Below are 18,112 nucleotides of genomic sequence, written 5' to 3'. Positions count from 1 at the left end.
TATGAGTAAACCAAGTGTAGGTGAGCTTGACACGAGATTCAATGATAGTCAGACTGAAAAGCTCGAAAAGCTGACTGTACTTAATGAAAACTCCGAAGAAACCATATATAACTTGATTTTTTCTGTTTCCGATAATAAGGATAAGGAGAAAGAATCAAAATCTGTTTAACATATTTATGGAGTAAAGGAGTGAATATATGGCAACTATTACTTTATACGCAGGCAAAGTAAATCAGATGTCAAGGCTGATAAACCACGCAAAAAAAGCTATAAAAGAATATAAGTCTGATTTGAAATCACTGAAATCAAAAGTGCTTAAAATTGACAGCAGCATATGCAATGTTGATGATGTTATCAGCTCGATAAAATCATCAACGCAAACCCAAGAAGACAAGATTGATGCTCTTGATAATCTCAAAAAAGATGTAAATGAGTTTGTTGCCGATGTGGTGCGTATTGACGGCGATGTCGCTGATGCTATTAATCAGAGCAAAAATGATTTTTACGATAAGTATGAATACTTAAAGCCGGACTGTGAAAAAAGCTGGTTGGAAGAGAAATGGGATAGTGCTCGTGAGTGGTGCAAGAAGCATTGGGATAGTTTTGTAGAAGGCTTAAAAGAAATAATTAATGAATTGGCTGCAAAATTTATTGATTTGATAGGACAATTTATTAATACTGCTCCTTTTGCTTTTTTTATTGCGGGATTGGTTATTACTTTCTATCCTACAATGAAATTTATAAAATACTGGACAAAAAAGGATTTGCCAGGTGCAGATCAATTTGTAGGTCTGATAGGTGCTGTTGATGACGATAATGATGGTGTTTACCATATAAGACAAGATTGGTTTCAAAGCTGGGCACCATTGGGATATAATGATGGATATGATAATGTTTTTGATTCAGCAATCAGAGCATCAGGAAATACAATGGATAAAAAGAAATCCGTGGAATTTGAAGTGGATTTTGATGGTGATGGAGAAACAGATAAAACGTATATGTTCTGGTCTTGGAAGGGTGACTATATGAATCTTGGTGCCGGTGCTGAAACCGGAATATATGAATATTATTCAGATACCCATTGGCTTACAGCAACTGATAAAGCAACTGATATGGAACTTACTCTTTACCATAACGGCGAGAAACTATATAGTTATTCTCCCTATGGTGATGAAAATCTTTGGAATAACGGTGCACAGTGGTGGATTACAGGATTTGATGCAAGAACGCAAAATGTTAAAGCAGAGGACTTAGAAGCTATTACAATTATTGATTTTTCTGAAATGGAGAATGGTGAGATTATGTATGAGGCTTTCAAAGATGCGACTGTATCGACAAGGGAAAAAGGTGAAACTGACGAAACTGCAGGTTGGTCATTCTCAGATGAGACTTATACGGCAACATTAGACTGGAAGGAGAAATAATAAATGAAAAAAGTCATCAACCTTATTTCGAGCTTAGCATTGGTGATATCTCTGAGTAGTTGTGCCATTAAAGAAACGCCTATCATAAACGGTGTTGAGTATAAATACAACGATCAGTTCTACGCAGATACGGTAGATCAATTATTGACATACATAGACGATGGGGATAAAGACGGCGTAAAATCCTTACTGTGTAACGGTCTGAAAAATTCAGATGGTATTGACGCTGATATACAAGCGCTGATTGATGGATTTGAAGGCGATATAATTCGCACGACAGAGTATGAAAAGGATACTGTGAGCGCCAGTTCTTCAGGGAAAAATTATACCAGTGCTTTTCTTTCCAGATCATTTTATATTATCACGGATAAGCAAAAATATGGGGTATATATAGCAGTTTGTCCCATCGATGAAAAGCATGNATCTGGTCGGCGTTTATAACATATCCATAAATACTTTGGATTATGAGTCCGGTGATATCGAGTGTAATACTGCCAATACTATTGAAATTGCAGACCATAACTGCTGCGTTGCTTCCGGTTATGGCGACAGCAGCAGTTATATAGTCGCTCAGACGGGCAATAAGTACGAAGTTATAGATATTTACAGGATAATCAATCCTCAAAGTATTGTAAAATATAATGATATAACCGCATGGAATAGCAGAGATTTTCTGAGCTTTAAGGAAAAATTCGGCGCTCCGTATGCCGAATCTCTTGACAATGACAAGGAACATGTTTTAGCCGATGTATATATGTATGAAATTTCAGACAGCAATAAATATGCGATCGTGGCTGTTGGCAGAGATGACGGCTCGATCAATGCGCTGTCTGTTAAGGATATAGACAGCCAATGGAGTGAAGATAATAAATATGAATATATTTTAAAGAATGAATAGATTTAAAGGCAAGGATCTGAGAAATAAATGAGCAGCGAAATAATCGGAACAAAATTCAAGTACACGGTAGATACATCGTATGGCATAAATCAAGACGGATTTATTGCAATAGGTACGGAAAGCATAGTATACAGGGGACTGAAAACTGCTGATAAAGGCGGTCTTCAGTTTTCCTGTGTTTTGAAATTCAAGCCCAAATATGTTTATGTAAACGGAACGAAAATTGACAGAGTCAAGGTTTTCAAGGACGAGGAACTGAAAATTTTCGAGGATCTTCAGGAATGCAGATCAATAGTCCGTATCTATGACGTTATCGAAAGCCTTGGCGATTTCAGCCTGCCATGCGATAAAATAAAAAGTGGGGTGATAAACGCCTCGGGATATTTCTGCGTTGTTGAAGAATATATCGACGGCTGGTCGCTTGAAGAGTACTGCCGGCAGGAACGGTGGAAACTCAGAAAGATCGAACAGCTTGAAAACAATCTCAGCAAAGTCGTAGATTACCATGAATACACGGAAGATGAAAAGGGCATTGTTAATCTAAGCTATTACAAGAATTACGACAATGTTCTGAAATATCAGAGCGAGATATTTCAGTTTATGATAAACCTTTGCGAGATACTTGAATTTGTAACGGAAAAGAAAAATATTCTGCATCTTGATATTAAGCCGGAAAATATAATGGTGACCAAGTACGGTAAAGAGCTTGTTTTAATAGATTTCGGAAGATCAAAAAGAATTACCAAAGCCGACAGATTTGCAGTCAGCGATCTTGCAAAAGTAAACTATAATGACAATGAATCCATAGAAAAAATGTATCAGTACGGAACGCTGGGATATGCCGCTCCTGAATGCTATGCTGAAGCGGCGGACGATTCGCAGTTTCCGTTCAAGCAGCATTTTGAGCCGGGGAAAATGTCTATTGAAAGCGATATATTCTCATTCGGAGCAACTTTCTGGGAGTGCCTGAATATATTCGAGTTAGTTACTAAGAGCGAAGAATTTTCTAAAGAAAGTCATGATTTTTACAAGAATCATTTTCTTAATGATGCAGCATATTGTAGCCGAGATCTGACGATTACTTCTCTGCATTATCATAAAAAGCTTGAGAATATCATAAAAAAGTGTACTAAAGAACGCAACAAGAACTATCTAAATCTTGATAACGATGATTTTTATCACTCATACAGAACGCTGAAAAAGGATATTGAAGAAGCTAAAAATTCTGCTCCTACGATTGTTAGAGCCGAAAATATCAAGGTAAGAAACGCTTTCACTATGTTTGGTGTTATGCTTGCCGTATGCGTTACATTTTTAATGATCTCCATTATTTACAGAGCGGTAGGTTTCGGTATTGCCGAGGATAAATGGGACAGCCTTACAGCAGATTATAACGTTACACAATTTTATAAGCTTGAAACTATAGCAAATGACCTGATCAAAACCGCCCCTAATGGCAAAACGGATGATACATATTCCAAGATAGCTGCGTTTACATATTCCGACGGAGATATTGACGAACAGGAAGCGGCAATGCTTGTGGATTTGCTTGGAAAGATGTCAAATAGTGAGTACATGTGTAGATATATCGACGAATTGATGCAGAATGCCAATACAAAGAATTTTAAGGAGATTTCAACAGACATTGTGAAACTCAATACAGAGTATAACTGTGCAGGATATGAGTTGGCAAAAGCAATTTATAACACAGAAGTTGGAAAGACTGAGATTATTGGTTCTTATGAAACTTTGAAAAAATACAAGGACGATCATGCGTTTAAAAATGCTGTTATAAAGCTGAAAAATGTGTTGGATAATGACGAAAGCATTAGAATGATCTCAGAACATGAAAATACTACCAGAGTAGAAATAAAAAATTATTTTAAGGAAATTGGGTGAAATATATTATGAGTATTTCAAAAAAGTTTTTTGAAAAGCATATGCTGATTCATTATGTCCTAAGTGCGTTTTTTAAAGCATTATTAGTTTCTGTACTGTTTTTTGCTGTGCTATTTGCATCTTTACAAATAACAGGGAAATACACTGCTGTTGAAAATATGCTTGATTTAAAGTATGATTCACCATGGATAATAGGACCTCTTCTGATTGCCGCAACACTAGCCGTTCTTTCGTTTATTGTAGGTATGATATTGTATTTGTATAAATACAAAAGAAACAGTTATAAAGGCGAGTTTTACAAAGCATTGGCTGGTGCGTTGAATGAAAATATAAAACAGGGTCGATAATTATGAAGTTAAGGGTATTGAATATTATATCTGGAGTCTTGTTTTTTATTTCTTCGTCAAGTTTGCTTATTATCCCATTTCTTGATTTTGATGATAACCTATCTGTTTCGGCATATGCTGTCGCTTTGTTGTTCTGGGGCGGATCAATATCGGGAATAATTATTCAAATAATACTCTTTGTGACCTGTAAAAAGTATACTAAAGTCAAGGAGTCGAAAACAAGACAAATAGTCGGAGTTATATTTCTAATATCGGTTTTTGTACTGATTCCTATTATGGCTTTCTGGAGAGATAATGAATTTGCTCTTTCCATAAATTTATTTTTATTACTGTTTTCCATAGAAATATATTTTGTAATAAAAAGAATGGAGTGTTTAAAATGAGAAAAAAATTTCTGTCTGTTTTTATTGCAATGCTTTTAATTATGAATTGCTTCCCTTTGTCTGTTATAGCTGAATTTGAAGAAGATAATAATATTATCGAAGTTTTTTTGGAAGATGGTTTTGCTGATAAAGTAACCGTTGAAGATAAGGAATATGATGGAGAACACACAGCGGTTGTTCATTGCGAAGATGTGAAATTGATAAATGTGCATACGTCAGAAGAAATCAATGGCTATAGCGTTTGGCTTGAGGCTGATGGAAAGTTTGAAAGTAAGTACGCTTCTGATGAACAGAAGAAAGTGACCGTATCAGGGTTCAGGCTTGAAGGCGATGACAAAGATAAATTCAAACTTACGGGAGAATATGGCGTAGTTGAAAAATATGCATATATTACTCCCCAAAAAATAAAAGTTACTCCAAATGAATCACACATATATTACGGACAGCTTGTTCCGAATTTTTCATATACTTTCGACCCACCTTTGACAGAAGACCTTCAGCTGACTATTGGTATTGATGTATCTGATAATAAACTCAAAGTTGGAAAATATAATTATAACTTAACATATAATAATTATAATTATGATGCAAAAATCGCCGACGGATGTGTGTTTACAGTTGATGAATATGCTACAGATGCAACTGCAATTATAGATAACGAATCAGAAGTATATCATAATGATAATATATGTTTAAAAGCTCCTCCTGAACATTTAATAAGCAGTGACGGAATTAATTTTTATGATGAGATAACTGTAACATTGGAAGAAACATCTGGATATGATAAAAAAGAAGTTTCATATTATTTGAAGAATATCAATAAAAATTCACAGTATTATATGGCAATAAGTAATGAGATCAAGTACTCGTATTCGAATAAAACGGATAAAGTAGAACCGAATATTACATATATAAATTTTCGCAAGGCAGGGGATACATTACAAAATGATCATAAAAGTTTGAATGTTTTCAACAAAATGAATAGTAGTGGTAATTATTCAAATGCTGAAATTGAACTGGTCATAAAAGCTAAAGATCTATCTAATAGTGATTATGTATCTGGAATAAAATCAGCTACTCTTTATGATTATGATGAAAAAGCCGATAATCTTATAACAGTCGGAGAACTTCAAGAAAAAAAGGACGAATTTGACAATATTGAATATGTGATCAGTCTTAAACCTGATACTAAAGTTGAAAATATGCTCATCTGTGTTTTGGATAAAGAGAATAATAAATGTTCAAAACTGGTTAGTGATGAATTAAAATATATTTTTAAACACAAAGATGAATTTGATGTTTTGCCCGATGAATACTTGGAACATATCAATTCGAATTCACTTATTGTTGAAGATAAGAAGCCGAATGTGAATTTTTTGGTCAGCAATTCTTTAAACGAGAAGAACGATATTAATAACAATGATTTCATATATAATACGGACAATAAAATCTGGTTCAATAGTGATAAAGATGAATTAGTCATAGATATAAATGATGATGTAAATGGCAGTAAAAAATGTAGCGGCATAGATAAAATAGCTATTCTTGAAAACGGCAAATCGTTATCCTCAACTGATGATATTTTATCTGTAGACAAATATCATGATCAGATCACAATTAAAGCTTCAAAATTAAATGATGAAAAAAATAACTTTAGAGTTGAAGTTGCCGATAATGCCAGTAATACAAAAGAAGCCGAACTTACAATTTATGTTGATAAAGAAGCGCCTGACGGAACAATTTCTGCTGAAAAAAACAATGCAAAAGAAATCAACGGAAATCTATGGTTTGATAAGGATGAAATTGTTACATTTCATGTAGATGCTAAGCCTGACGTTTCGGGAATTGAAGGTATCAGACTTTGGATAAACGGCATAGAAAAGAATTTCACAAGAAATGATATTCAGACTGATGAAAACGGATATTTTGTTACTGTAGATACAACAGGCATAGATTATAATTATGAAACCGAACATAAATATGTTGTAACAGGAGATATTACGGATGTTGCAGGCAACTCTGCTTCCCTGGAACCTTGTACAGTATATATTGACTGCGAGCCACCATCGATCAATAAATTTACAGTTTTGAAAGAAAGCTCTGCACTCGATAAAATACTGAATGTACTTTCGTTTGGAGCATATTCCAACGATAGCTTGATTTTTAAAGCATATGTTTCAGATGTTGATTTTGACAGCGGTATTGATCATGTAAAAATAAAATATAACGGTTTAGATGAAGAAAGAGAAATGAAAGACGAGGGCGACGGCGTTTATTCTTACAAAATTCCTGTTGGTACAAAAGTGTTTCAAAGTAATATTATAGTTACTGCTTATGATAAATACGGTAAAAGTAGTCTAAGTTGCCCCAATATAGAAAATGCAGATCAAGGTAAAGGAGTATCCGATAATGTATTCGCTATGATCGAAACTGAAAAGCCGAAAGTCACTATCAGTAAACCTAAGGGCGACGGGATAGTGCGAGATGATAAGCAGATCTGGTTTAATTCCAATAAAAACATAAGCATAACTATTTACGATAAAGATTCGGGTATTCGCAATGCAGATATAGAGGTAAACGGGATCAATGTGACAGCCGATAAAAACGGCACTATCAGTCCTAAAATATCCGCAACGGAAGCAGCTAAGAAAAGAGACAACGAAAAACATATCTATACTTTTGATACCGATTATTTTACCAAAATCGCAGGCGAATCGTTGAATGGAGAATATGAAGTTAAAGTCAGTGTTGTGGATAATGCGGGAAATGTCAATTCAAAAGAAAGCTTTACTTACCATATAGATAATAAATCTCCGAACGTAGATCGCTTTGAATTTCTTCCTGCAACCTCCGATAATATCAGTGAGACTTCTGAATATATCGAATATCTTGAGTATGGATACTATTTCAAAAAAAACTTCATTGCGAATATCCATATTTCCGATAGTGCGCCTTCATCCGGTCTTAACAAAGCAGAATACCGTCTTGTTTCTTACGATAACGGAGAACTGAAAGAAGAAAAAACAGGAGAAGTAATTATTTCCGACGGTATAGCTCATATAGATATTCCTGCGGGATTCAAGGGACAGATTTTTGTTAAGGCTTTTGATAATGTTGGAAATTATTTCGATGAAGAAACTCCAAAAGCATTTGTTGCGGATGATATTCCTCCTGAAATAAATATTTCCGAAATCGGCGGCAGCAGATACAGCGACGCAAACGGAAACAAGCTATTTACTGATGATATTGTCGTAACAGTAACTATAACAGATACTAAATCAGGCATCAGAGAAATCGGTTATTATCAGACGTCCGAAAACGACGGATTTGAGAGAAGAGTTCTTGAAATCGATGGGACAGGCGTTGAGGTAGATTCCGAGATAGGCGACGGCTGGGTCATAGTAAAAAAAGACGTAAATCTTGTAACTGAGATCACAAAAACATTTATTTTCGATAAAGATAATAACGATATCACATTAGCATTTGATGCGATGGATAATTCAGGTAATGTAAATGAAAGTGTTCAAAGTGAGACATTCACTATCGACAAAACTGCTCCGATTATAAATGTGGATATTAACAATGGAATCAATAATACGATTTATTACAATGCCGAAAACAGAGCGGTAATGACGATCGATGTAATTGAAAGAAACTTTGACGCAAGATTGATTCAAGCTGAAATTGAAAATACTTACAACGGAAATGTTCCGAATATTAGCTTTCAGGATCTATCTGTTACAGAACACAGAGCTGTCATTACTTTCAGTGAAGGTGATTACACTTTTGGTATCAGAGGTACTGATCTGGGGGGACATTCGGCAGGGGTAAATCTTGATTATGAGAAAGTACAAAGATTTTATGTTGATGAAACTTCTCCTGTAGTTGAAGAAAATTTCAGCGACTTTATAAACCGTGATAATGACAATTATTTTAATACTAAGAAAACCGCTGTTATTAAAATCACCGAGCACAACTTTGATCCTAGCCTTGTCGGTTTGAAAATACTGAAAAAGGATGCGGGAGCAAAGCATAACGAGAATGATTTTACTGATGTCACATACTCTATGGTAAGTATGGCAGATTGGTCTGATGATATTGATACACATACGCTCTCAATTATATTTGATGATGATGCTGTATACCGTGTTGAAATATCTCCGTCAGATTCCTCCGGAAATACTTCCGGCTATAAAAGCTCAGAAATCTTCGAGATAGATACGACACTTCCTGTTGTATCATCAAAAAATGGTATTCTTGTCGATGAAAAGAATGCTCTGAATTTTCTGGATATATATCCGTATGAGAGAAAGGACGAGGCAGCCCCGACGGTCGAATTTACAGACGTAAATTTTGATCATATAAAGTATGTCCTTACTGTTTATACGCCTGAGTATACAAATGGCAGAGAACTTTCGGAAGTAAAGCCTGTTAGTGTATATCTTGACTCTGACAAAGATAAAGCGGGCATATTTAAGGGGAATTTATTCACTCTACCTGATTTTTCAAAAGACGGTGTTTACGCATTGGAACTAATAGCGGTAGATAAAGCTGGTAACGAAAGTGTTCTTAATTCAAACACATACATGAGAATCGTGGACAGCGATGTTCTTGCGTATATTTCAAACAGCAATGCAGCGGAAAAAACAGGCTGGTACTCATTTCAATATGAAAACGGAGAACCTATAAGCAAGCGTCCAGATAATTTTAGCGACATAGATATTGTTGTTCTTGCTAAAACAAATTCTCAAACCGATATAGTTCTTAGAGATTACAATGGTGAAGAAAAGAATACCGATCTGCAGGCTCAGACTGATAATAGTATGTATGGTGTAAGTGTTTACAGATATACTTTGAAGTCAGATTATTTTAAGGAAAACTTTCAAGAAGATACAGATACAGAACTATATTTGTCTGTAAAAAATGAAAACGGAAGGATCGATTTGGGCAAAATGCATATTGATAATATTCCGCCTTCGTGTAATATTCCTAATGATTTGAAATCATGGCATTGGTATTATGGAAACGAATCTCGCACAATTACTGTTACAAATATAAGCGAGTTACTTGATGAAACAAGGTGTAAAGTATATGATAACGGTAAAGCGATTGATTTTACTTACTCGGCAGCTGAAGGTAGCCTGTCGTTTACGCTTAACGGAGGTTGGCATAATGTAGGAATTACACTTGAAGATGTTGCTGGCAACACATACAGTGTTCAGGAGGTCGATAATATTCATATCGGGTATTTTTGGCTGTGGATCATTATAATAGCCTCTGTCCTATTCATTGGAATAACTATTACGATAGTTTATTTTGTTAGAAAAAAGCGATATAGTTAAATACATAGATATAAACTTGATATGGAGTATAACAAAAGCTTTTAAAGCCGAAAGTTATACTCCTTTTTCTTTATAGACCTTTTTGTTTTAAAAGCAGAAAGGTCTATTTTTATGCCCATTCTAAAAAACTGGCAATGTTTTATTGCCAAATATCCATAAGCCTTCGTTTTGATTCAGAACAAGAAAATCAAAACGGAGGAATAAAAAATGAGCAAAAACATAGTAAGTGTTTATGACACTATAACCAAAAGATACGTTGAAATTGAAGTAAGCGAAAAGATCCGCACATATTACAATAGAACCCAATGGAATATTGATGACAACAATAAATCGTTCTATAAGCACGAGATCCAGTTCTCTGCGTTGAAAGGAAACATTAACGGAGAACTTGAAAACTTTCAGGAGTTCCGAACAGAAAATGACGACGTCGAAAGAAGAGTGATACAAAATATTAAATGCGAAAAGCTGTATAGCTGTCTGAATGAACTTTCAGAGGATGAACGAAGGTTGATCTTTGCAATATATTTTGAAAATAAAACGGAAAACGAGGTCGCTTGTTTTCTACATACCACTCAGCAAAATATTCACAAAAAGAAACGTAGGATTTTGTGCAAGCTTAACAAACTTTTGAGATCACAATAAAAAACGGTTGTTAAATACCAGACTTCTACCCCTATACAAGTGTAAGGAGAATAAAAGCTCCAAGTAACTTGACAATAGAATATCAACTCTGCAAGTACGTTGATCACACGGCTGGTATGAAATCTCGGCAGCCAAAGAAACCACACGCCAAGACTCCGAAAGGATGAGCGATAAATGTGACGTTTCAAAATTCGGAACAGCTTTCCGAAAAGGCGATGAAACGTGTGAGGATAATGATACTTCCCAGTAGGGGCTAAAAGAGCGGGTGAAACGCCCATGAGATCGATACGCTGTCGATTGCCTGCAGAGTTCCGCCGCAACGGGTATCGGGGATAAATATTGCGGAAAACGTCCGAAACAAAATGGATCGGACGAAGGCAAAACGAATTAAAGGCGGTTTGCACACTTTTGCAGACCGCCTGTTACATATAAATTAACAAAAGTCAGGAGGCTGATATATGAGCGAAAAAGTTAAGCCTGAAAAATCAGATTTTCGGTACGAATATAATAAATTTGGAGTATATATTCCTGCTCCTACAATCAGATTATCGGACAAGCATCCATGCTGCGGCTGCGTGTGGTATGTCAGAGATACAAATGTGCTGTTCTGTCCGTTTCATAGCTGTATAAGGAATAAGAAAGTTTTTGAAACTCTAAAGAAAAAGGTGAAGGAAAATGCTGATCAAACGAGGTGATATCTTTTACGCAGACCTTGATCCCGTTGTCGGTTCGGAACAAGGAGGTATACGGCCTGTGCTGATAGTGCAGAATAATGTGGGAAACAAGTACAGCCCCACCCTCGTGGTTCTTCCGCTGTCCACAGCCCAAAAGAATCATCTTCCCACGCATATCCATATCAAGGGTTCAAAAGCATTGCCCAAAGATTCGATCGTTCTTGCAGAGCAGATACGGACCATAGACAGATATCGTCTGAAAAATTATGTGGGTTCGGTTGATCTTGAACTTATGGAAAAAGTAGAAAAAGCGATGAAAATAAGCATAGGAGTGGATTTTGATGACTAAGTTCGGACAGGCAGAGTATAACGACTTTATGGCAAGGATATTCGCAGATAAGCTTGATAAACTTCTTAAAGAAAGCGAAAAGCAGAATTACATCAACAGAAATACAGAAGATATATACAAAGAATTTGCGTCATCAAAAGACGCAGCTTAAGGAGAAATTGAAATGGTAGGATTTATTATCGGATTAATCATAGGCGGTACAGTCGGCGTATTTGCAATGGCTTTGTGCATAACCGCAGGACAAGCCGACAAACGTGAAAACTGCACAGATTCGGATAAGTAATTTTATCAAGTATAGTGATACCATTCCATAAAGATTTGTGGTATCATTGTTGGTAAAACGGAGGTGAGAAAATGACAACGGTAACGATAATACAGCCGACAATATCAGAAGAACAAAACCATAAGCTCCGCTGTGCGGCATACTGCCGTGTGTCATCAAACAGCGAAGATCAGCTTAATTCCTTTATGGCTCAGACAAGATATTACGAGAAAGCTTTCGAAAAGTCTGACAGAGAACAGCTTGTTGACATATATGCAGATGAGGGAATAACAGGTACTCGTGAGGACAAGCGTGATGAGTTTCAGCGAATGATAAGCGACTGTCGGAAAGGTAAGATAGACAGGATATACACAAAGTCTATCAGCCGATTTGCCCGAAACACTAAGGATTGTCTGAAAAATATAAGGGAGCTTAAAAGCCTTGGAATAACAGTATTCTTTGAGAAAGAAAACATTGATACCGCAAAACTGACTGATGAAATGATGATAACCATTATGGGCGGTCTGGCTCAGGAGGAATCGGTATCCATTTCAAAAAACTTGAAATGGAGTTATCAAAAAAGATTTGAAAAAGGAATTGTAAATGTTTTTTCTGCACCATTTGGTTTTAAGTTAAATAATGGCGCATTGATTATTGACAAAATTCAAGCTCAGATTGTGGAAGAAATTTTTGATATGTTTTTGAATGGTATTGGTTATCAGCGAATTTCAGAAATCTGTCAGAGCAAGTACAAAGTGTATAAAGATAAATTTAGTTATTACGGCATTCGATATATTCTTTCCAACGAAAAATATATTGGCGATTCAGTCTATCAAAAAACATTTACAACAAATAATCTTCCATATAGAAAGATTCAAAACAATGGACAATTAAACAAATATTGTATTCAGAATACTCATGAAGCAATAATTTCGATAGAAATATTTGAAAAAGCTCAAAAATTGATTGAAAGCAGAAAACATAAAAATATAGTGTCTGAATCACCGTTCAGAGGAAAACTGATATGTGCCAACTGTGGAACAAAATACAAACGCAAAGATAGTAGAAATAAAATATACTGGGTTTGCCGCAAACACGATAATTTAGCAGAATTGTGCATGAATAAACGAGTTGAGGAAAAGTTTATCAAGCAAAGTTTTATAAGACTTCACAATAAATTATGGCATGATTATAAGCAAATACTTGTACCTCTTCAAACAGCATTGCAGGACTTAAAATTCAGAAAATTCAGCGGTAAAACTCAGGTAATGGACATTAGCAAAGAAATCGCTAAGCTTCGTGAACAGACTCATGTACTTGCAAGATTGAAAACTAAGGGCTTTCTTGACGAGGCTAAATACATTGAGCAGACTACTGAGCTTACGGCAAAGATCAATAAGCTGCAAGCAGAACTGAAAAAGTTTACACGCTCAGACGATGAGGACGAAACACTTGATCAGATCGAAATGTTAATTGACTTTTTTGAAAGGCGTGATAAGCCTATAACCGAGTTTGAAGAATTAGCATTTGAGAGTATAGTTGAGAAGATTATTGTAATTAATCAGCATGAACTGGAGTTTCATTTGATAGGTGGATTAAAGTTTAAAGAAAAAATATAGCTGAAAATGCTTTGCAGGTAAAATTGCAAGGCAGTTTTTTGTTGCTGTTGGTAATAGCTTTTCAGCAGAAAATGTGATATTATTGTAGTCTGAAAGGAGGCAATGTCATGGCAAAGAATCGTACAATCCCATTCGGATACTGTATGAAAAACGGTGAGATAACAACCGAACCCAAAGAAGTATACGCCGTTGTTACAATTTTTGACGAGTATCTGGAAGGCAGAAGTTTGTCAGAGATCGCAAAGCTTATGCAAACAGAGAAAATTCGCTACAATGCTGTTTCGGATAAGTGGAACAAAAATATGGTCAAGCGGATCATTGAAAATGATAAGTATTTAGGCAATGATACATACCCGCAGTTGATCACCGATGATATTTTCAAGAGAGCAAACGAAAAGCGAGTAAAGAAAGCAACAACACTTGATCTGATACCCGATGATTTACAAAAAATCAGAAAACGTACATACTGCACTGAATGTGGTCACAGACTTTCAAGGATAGGCGGCAATTCAAAATATGAAAAGTGGGATTGCAGAAATCCCGATTGTTACAAGCTTGAATTTCGGCTTACAGATCAAATGATAATAGGAGCAGTTCTTAATGTTCTGAATTCGGCTATTGTGAATCCGAGTCTGTTGGAATCGGGCGGCGAAATAAGCACATATTCGCCTACTGCGGATATAGTCCGTAAGCAAAATGAGATCAATCATATGACAGATTCTCCGCAAGTGGATTTTGACAGAGTTAAAGCTGAAATTTTCAGGCTTGCCGAAATGAAATACGACTGCTGCACTTACAATGAAAGTCCGCAGAAGACAGAAGAACTACGTAATTTACTTGAGAATAACAAACAATTAAATATACTCGATATCGGCTTATTCGAAGCGTGTGTTTCACGAATCTGGATAAGCCATTTTTGTACCATAGAGGCCGAGCTTATCAACGGAGTAAGGATCAAGAATATTACTGAAAAAGTCAAAACGTCAAGGAGTGAAAATAATGTCCACAGCACCCAATGTAACGATAATCCCTGCGAAAGTGCAGACAGCTGAAAGTCGCAGTAAATACCACCAGTTAAGAGTTGCCGCATACTGCCGAGTATCTACGGCTCAGGAAGAACAGCAGAACAGCTATCAGGTCCAGATCGCATATTACACCGATCTTATCAACAGAAAAAAAGAATGGACGCTTGCGGGGATATTTGCAGATGAGGGTATAAGCGGAACTCAGACAAAAAAGCGAACAGAATTTAACCGCATGATTCGTATGTGCAGAAACAAGAAAATAGACCTTGTTATCACAAAATCCATAAGCCGATTTGCACGAAATACTGTGGATTGCCTTGAATATGTCAGACAACTTAAAGACTTGGGGATAGGCGTTATCTTTGAAAAAGAAAACATAAACACCTTAACTATGACATCGGAATTTATGATAGCTCTGTATGGAAGTTTTGCACAGGCAGAATCGGAATCCATAAGTAAAAACGTAAGCTGGGGCAAAGAAAAAGCCTACCGTGAGGGCAAGGTGCAGTTCCAGTATAAATATCTGCTTGGGTATAAAAAAGGTGAAGACGGAAAACCGGAGATAGTACCCGAAGAGGCTGAAACAGTAAGGCTGATATATACGCTGTTTCTCGACGGATACAGCATGAGCAGGATAAAAAAGCTCCTCGAGAACAAAGGCATTTTGACTTCACAGGGAAAGAAAGTATGGAACGAATCACTTATCCGCAGCATTTTGAAAAACGAAAAGTATGCAGGCGACGCACTTCTGCAAAAGACTTTTACCTCAGATTGTATCACTCACAAGATAGTTAAAAATCACGGCGAACGCCCGATGTATCTTGTGACAGATCATCATGAACCCATAATCGACCGTGACACATACAATAGAGTTCAGCAGGAGCTTGCAAGGCGAAGTTCTAAGCGTAAAATCAGCGATAAAACTACTACCGAGCAAGGAAAATACAGCAGTAAATATGCACTTACGGAACTGCTTATCTGCGGAAAATGCGGCACGCCTTACCGCCGTACAACGTGGACTTCAAGAGGGAAAAAGTTAATAGTCTGGCGGTGTATAAGCCGGCTGGAACATGGCAAAAGATATTGCCCCGATTCGCCCACGATAAAGGAAGAACAGCTCCACAAAGCCATAATACGAGCGATAAATAACTACTACTCTTGTGGTAACGATGTTGAAAAAATCTTAAAAGCGAATATCAGCAATGTGCTTGAATGTCATGGGCAGGAAGAGATCGCAGCGATCGAAAAAAGGCTTAAAGAGATCGACAAGGCAAGAAGTGATCTGATAAGTCTCATAGCAACAGGCGGCTGTGATGAGGACAAGCTGGACAGCGAGTTTGAAAAGCTGTATGAGGAAGAGCAAAGCCTGAGTGAAAGACTTGCAATGCTGAAATCAAAAAATCAAACTTCCGCCGAAACTCAAGCCAAGCTTGATAAGATAATAGATATGATAGAGCATGAGAAATTCGAGCTGGAAACGTTCGATAATGTGCTTATCAGAAAGCTGATAGAATGTGTGAAGGTTCTGAGCAAGACGGAGATACTGGTGATCTTTAAAGGTGGGTATGAGGTCAGGACTGAAATTGAATAACGATCAAAATTTACGGCTTGCGATATATTCGCAGGCTGTTTTTTGTTGGGAGGTGCAGCATTGTCCAAAAACTTTGACGGCATAAAAACAAGAAAATTCGGTATAGAGATAGAAATGACAGGACTTACACGAAGTCAGGCGGCAAAGGCTATGGCAAATGTCCTTGACGGGCGTGTTGAACACGAGGGTGGAAGCTATGACAAATACATTGTAACTGATTCAAAGAACAGAAAGTGGGCGATAGTTTATGACGGAAGTATCAACTGTTACAATGCCAATGGTGAACATGCGTCTAAATCTTACAGCGTGGAAATGAATTCTCCTGTGCTGGAATATGAGGATATTCCGCTTTTGCAGGAAGTTGTCAGAGCATTACGCCGTGCAGGCGGAGTAACAGGTCCTAGATATTGTGCAGGCACTCATATACACATTTCAGCCGACGATTATACACCGCAGCAGATACGAAATCTTGTAAACATTTTCGCAAGCAAGGAGAACTTTCTGTGGGACGCTTTGCAGGTATCATCTGCCCGTGAATCCTACTGCCACAAGATGGACAAGCAGTTCATAGAGAACATAAACCGCAAGAAACCCAAAGATATGGAGGAGATAAAAAAGCTTTGGTATCGTGGAAGGATGAGTGAGCAGTTTCAGCATTACTCGAACAGCCGATATGTGATCTGCAATCTGCACAGCTTTTTTCAGCACGGGCATTATGAGATAAGGGCGTACAATGGTTCACTTCACGCCGGCGAGGTAAGAAGTCAGATAGTGCTTGCATTAGCCATAAGCAATGCGGCTGTGACCAAGAAATATTGTTCTCCCCACGTTTCACAAAGTGATAATATGAGATACAGTTTCAGAGTATGGCTTTTAAACCTTGGGCTGATAGGTGAAGAATTCAAAAATTGCAGGGCACATCTGCTGAAACATCTTGAGGGTGACATAGCCTGGCGACATCCGGAGGACGGCATTGCGGCAAGGGCAAAGCTAAAAGAAAAACGAGAGTTTGAAAAACAAGCGGCTCGTGAGCGGCGTGCCGAGCCTGTGTGCCATTCCGATGATGAAACCGAGTGTATACCCGATGAAAACAACGAGCCGTTAGAAAACGAATGTGACGGCATTGAAGAACTTGAAATGAGTATGTAAATTTGAAAAGGAGATTTTTATGGAATACAGAAGATTATATATCGCCTATGGCAGCAACATCAATCTTGAACAAATGTCAAACCGCTGCCCGAATTCAAAGGTCATCGGCAAAGAAATGCTGAAAGGCTATGAGCTAGAGTTCAGAGGCGTTGCGACGATCGTGCCGAATGATAAATCGGAAGTCCCCATACTCATATGGGAGATAGACGGACGTGACGAACACAGTCTTGACAGGTATGAGGGCTTTCCAAATCTTTACCGCAAGGAGCTGTTTGAGATAGAGGTAGACGGAGAAAAGAAAGAGTGCATGGCGTACTTGATGAACAAAGGACAGATATCGCCGCCGACCAGTTATTATTACAGCGTCATAAATCAGGGATATGAGGCGAACGGTATGGACACAAGCTATCTGAGGGCGGCACTTGAACGTTCAGTTTGCGAACAGTATTTTGATGAAATTCAAGATGAAGAGCTTGACGAAGATGATGATCTTCAGATGAAGCTTTAA

Annotated in this window: 16 protein-coding genes; all 16 read left to right on the top strand. The window is 37.1% G+C overall.

The features are described from left to right. Nucleotide 1: 1 nt before the first annotated feature. The 16 genes from OCV57_RS09225 to OCV57_RS09150 all read left to right on the top strand — a co-directional run bounded on the left by OCV57_RS09225 (nt 2) and on the right by OCV57_RS09150 (nt 18,112). Entirely contained in the window at nt 2-169 is a 168-nt protein-coding gene (locus tag OCV57_RS09225) for a hypothetical protein (protein ID WP_181979776.1), read from the top strand. A gap of 28 nt (nt 170-197) precedes the next feature. Then, nucleotides 198-1,424: a hypothetical protein gene (locus OCV57_RS09220; protein WP_117859668.1), complete on the top strand. Its 1,227-nt coding sequence runs from the start codon at nt 198-200 to the stop codon at nt 1,422-1,424. A gap of 3 nt (nt 1,425-1,427) precedes the next feature. Next, a complete protein-coding gene (locus OCV57_RS09215; RefSeq protein ID WP_267301281.1) occupies nt 1,428-1,865 on the top strand; it encodes a DUF5104 domain-containing protein in 438 nt (145 codons plus the stop codon). 484 nt (nt 1,866-2,349) lie between these two features. Further along, entirely contained in the window at nt 2,350-4,221 is a 1,872-nt protein-coding gene (locus tag OCV57_RS09210; protein WP_267301280.1) for a protein kinase domain-containing protein, read from the top strand. An 8-nt stretch (nt 4,222-4,229) separates the two neighbouring features. Beyond that, nucleotides 4,230-4,568 (top strand): hypothetical protein, encoded by a 339-nt coding sequence (locus OCV57_RS09205; RefSeq protein ID WP_117928425.1) that lies wholly within the window; start codon nt 4,230-4,232, stop codon nt 4,566-4,568. A gap of 379 nt (nt 4,569-4,947) precedes the next feature. After that, a complete protein-coding gene (locus tag OCV57_RS09200; RefSeq protein WP_267301278.1) occupies nt 4,948-10,293 on the top strand; it encodes a YDG domain-containing protein in 5,346 nt (1,781 codons plus the stop codon). A 207-nt stretch (nt 10,294-10,500) separates the two neighbouring features. Then, nucleotides 10,501-10,935, top strand: a complete 435-nt coding sequence (locus OCV57_RS09195; RefSeq protein ID WP_051706239.1) for an RNA polymerase sigma factor — start codon at nt 10,501-10,503, stop codon at nt 10,933-10,935. A 458-nt stretch (nt 10,936-11,393) separates the two neighbouring features. Next, nucleotides 11,394-11,630: a hypothetical protein gene (locus tag OCV57_RS09190; protein WP_038670436.1), complete on the top strand. Its 237-nt coding sequence runs from the start codon at nt 11,394-11,396 to the stop codon at nt 11,628-11,630. Then, nucleotides 11,611-11,958, top strand: coding sequence for a type II toxin-antitoxin system PemK/MazF family toxin (locus OCV57_RS09185; protein WP_038670434.1), 348 nt, complete (start codon nt 11,611-11,613; stop codon nt 11,956-11,958). Before OCV57_RS09190 ends, OCV57_RS09185 begins: the two co-directional genes overlap by 20 nt. After that, entirely contained in the window at nt 11,951-12,109 is a 159-nt protein-coding gene (locus OCV57_RS09180; protein WP_181979785.1) for a hypothetical protein, read from the top strand. Before OCV57_RS09185 ends, OCV57_RS09180 begins: the two co-directional genes overlap by 8 nt. Nucleotides 12,110-12,121: 12 nt before the next feature. Then, nucleotides 12,122-12,241: a DUF3789 domain-containing protein gene (locus tag OCV57_RS09175; protein WP_267301276.1), complete on the top strand. Its 120-nt coding sequence runs from the start codon at nt 12,122-12,124 to the stop codon at nt 12,239-12,241. A gap of 71 nt (nt 12,242-12,312) precedes the next feature. Beyond that, nucleotides 12,313-13,839, top strand: a complete 1,527-nt coding sequence (locus tag OCV57_RS09170; RefSeq protein ID WP_267301274.1) for a recombinase family protein — start codon at nt 12,313-12,315, stop codon at nt 13,837-13,839. A gap of 107 nt (nt 13,840-13,946) precedes the next feature. Beyond that, nucleotides 13,947-14,891 (top strand): recombinase family protein, encoded by a 945-nt coding sequence (locus OCV57_RS09165; protein ID WP_267301273.1) that lies wholly within the window; start codon nt 13,947-13,949, stop codon nt 14,889-14,891. Further along, on the top strand, nt 14,839-16,455 hold the full coding sequence (locus OCV57_RS09160) for a recombinase family protein (protein WP_267301272.1): 1,617 nt from the start codon (nt 14,839-14,841) through the stop codon (nt 16,453-16,455). Before OCV57_RS09165 ends, OCV57_RS09160 begins: the two co-directional genes overlap by 53 nt. Before the next feature lie 60 nt (nt 16,456-16,515). After that, nucleotides 16,516-17,604 (top strand): amidoligase family protein, encoded by a 1,089-nt coding sequence (locus OCV57_RS09155; RefSeq protein WP_267301271.1) that lies wholly within the window; start codon nt 16,516-16,518, stop codon nt 17,602-17,604. Nucleotides 17,605-17,623: 19 nt separating this feature from the next. Next, on the top strand, nt 17,624-18,112 hold the full coding sequence (locus OCV57_RS09150) for a gamma-glutamylcyclotransferase family protein (RefSeq protein WP_267301270.1): 489 nt from the start codon (nt 17,624-17,626) through the stop codon (nt 18,110-18,112).

It is taken from the genome of Hominimerdicola aceti (assembly GCF_025567495.1).
Taxonomy (GTDB): Bacteria; Bacillota; Clostridia; order Oscillospirales; family Ruminococcaceae; genus Hominimerdicola; species Hominimerdicola aceti.
The sequence above is the reverse complement of the archived record's forward strand: the minus strand, read 5'-3'. Positions and strand labels throughout refer to the sequence as shown.

Excerpts from the sequence above, each read along its gene's own strand:
- OCV57_RS09170 (WP_267301274.1), top strand. The coding sequence starts at position 12,313 with ATGACAACGGTAACGATAATACAGCCGACAATATCAGAAGAACAAAAC.
- OCV57_RS09200 (WP_267301278.1), top strand. The coding sequence starts at position 4,948 with ATGAGAAAAAAATTTCTGTCTGTTTTTATTGCAATGCTTTTAATTATG.
- OCV57_RS09195 (WP_051706239.1), top strand. The coding sequence starts at position 10,501 with ATGAGCAAAAACATAGTAAGTGTTTATGACACTATAACCAAAAGATAC.
- OCV57_RS09185 (WP_038670434.1), top strand. The coding sequence starts at position 11,611 with ATGCTGATCAAACGAGGTGATATCTTTTACGCAGACCTTGATCCCGTT.
- OCV57_RS09190 (WP_038670436.1), top strand. The coding sequence starts at position 11,394 with ATGAGCGAAAAAGTTAAGCCTGAAAAATCAGATTTTCGGTACGAATAT.
- OCV57_RS09175 (WP_267301276.1), top strand. The coding sequence starts at position 12,122 with ATGGTAGGATTTATTATCGGATTAATCATAGGCGGTACAGTCGGCGTA.
- OCV57_RS09205 (WP_117928425.1), top strand. The coding sequence starts at position 4,230 with ATGAGTATTTCAAAAAAGTTTTTTGAAAAGCATATGCTGATTCATTAT.
- OCV57_RS09210 (WP_267301280.1), top strand. The coding sequence starts at position 2,350 with ATGAGCAGCGAAATAATCGGAACAAAATTCAAGTACACGGTAGATACA.
- OCV57_RS09150 (WP_267301270.1), top strand. The coding sequence starts at position 17,624 with ATGGAATACAGAAGATTATATATCGCCTATGGCAGCAACATCAATCTT.
- OCV57_RS09180 (WP_181979785.1), top strand. The coding sequence starts at position 11,951 with ATGACTAAGTTCGGACAGGCAGAGTATAACGACTTTATGGCAAGGATA.
- OCV57_RS09165 (WP_267301273.1), top strand. The coding sequence starts at position 13,947 with ATGGCAAAGAATCGTACAATCCCATTCGGATACTGTATGAAAAACGGT.
- OCV57_RS09220 (WP_117859668.1), top strand. The coding sequence starts at position 198 with ATGGCAACTATTACTTTATACGCAGGCAAAGTAAATCAGATGTCAAGG.
- OCV57_RS09160 (WP_267301272.1), top strand. The coding sequence starts at position 14,839 with ATGTCCACAGCACCCAATGTAACGATAATCCCTGCGAAAGTGCAGACA.
- OCV57_RS09225 (WP_181979776.1), top strand. The coding sequence starts at position 2 with ATGAGTAAACCAAGTGTAGGTGAGCTTGACACGAGATTCAATGATAGT.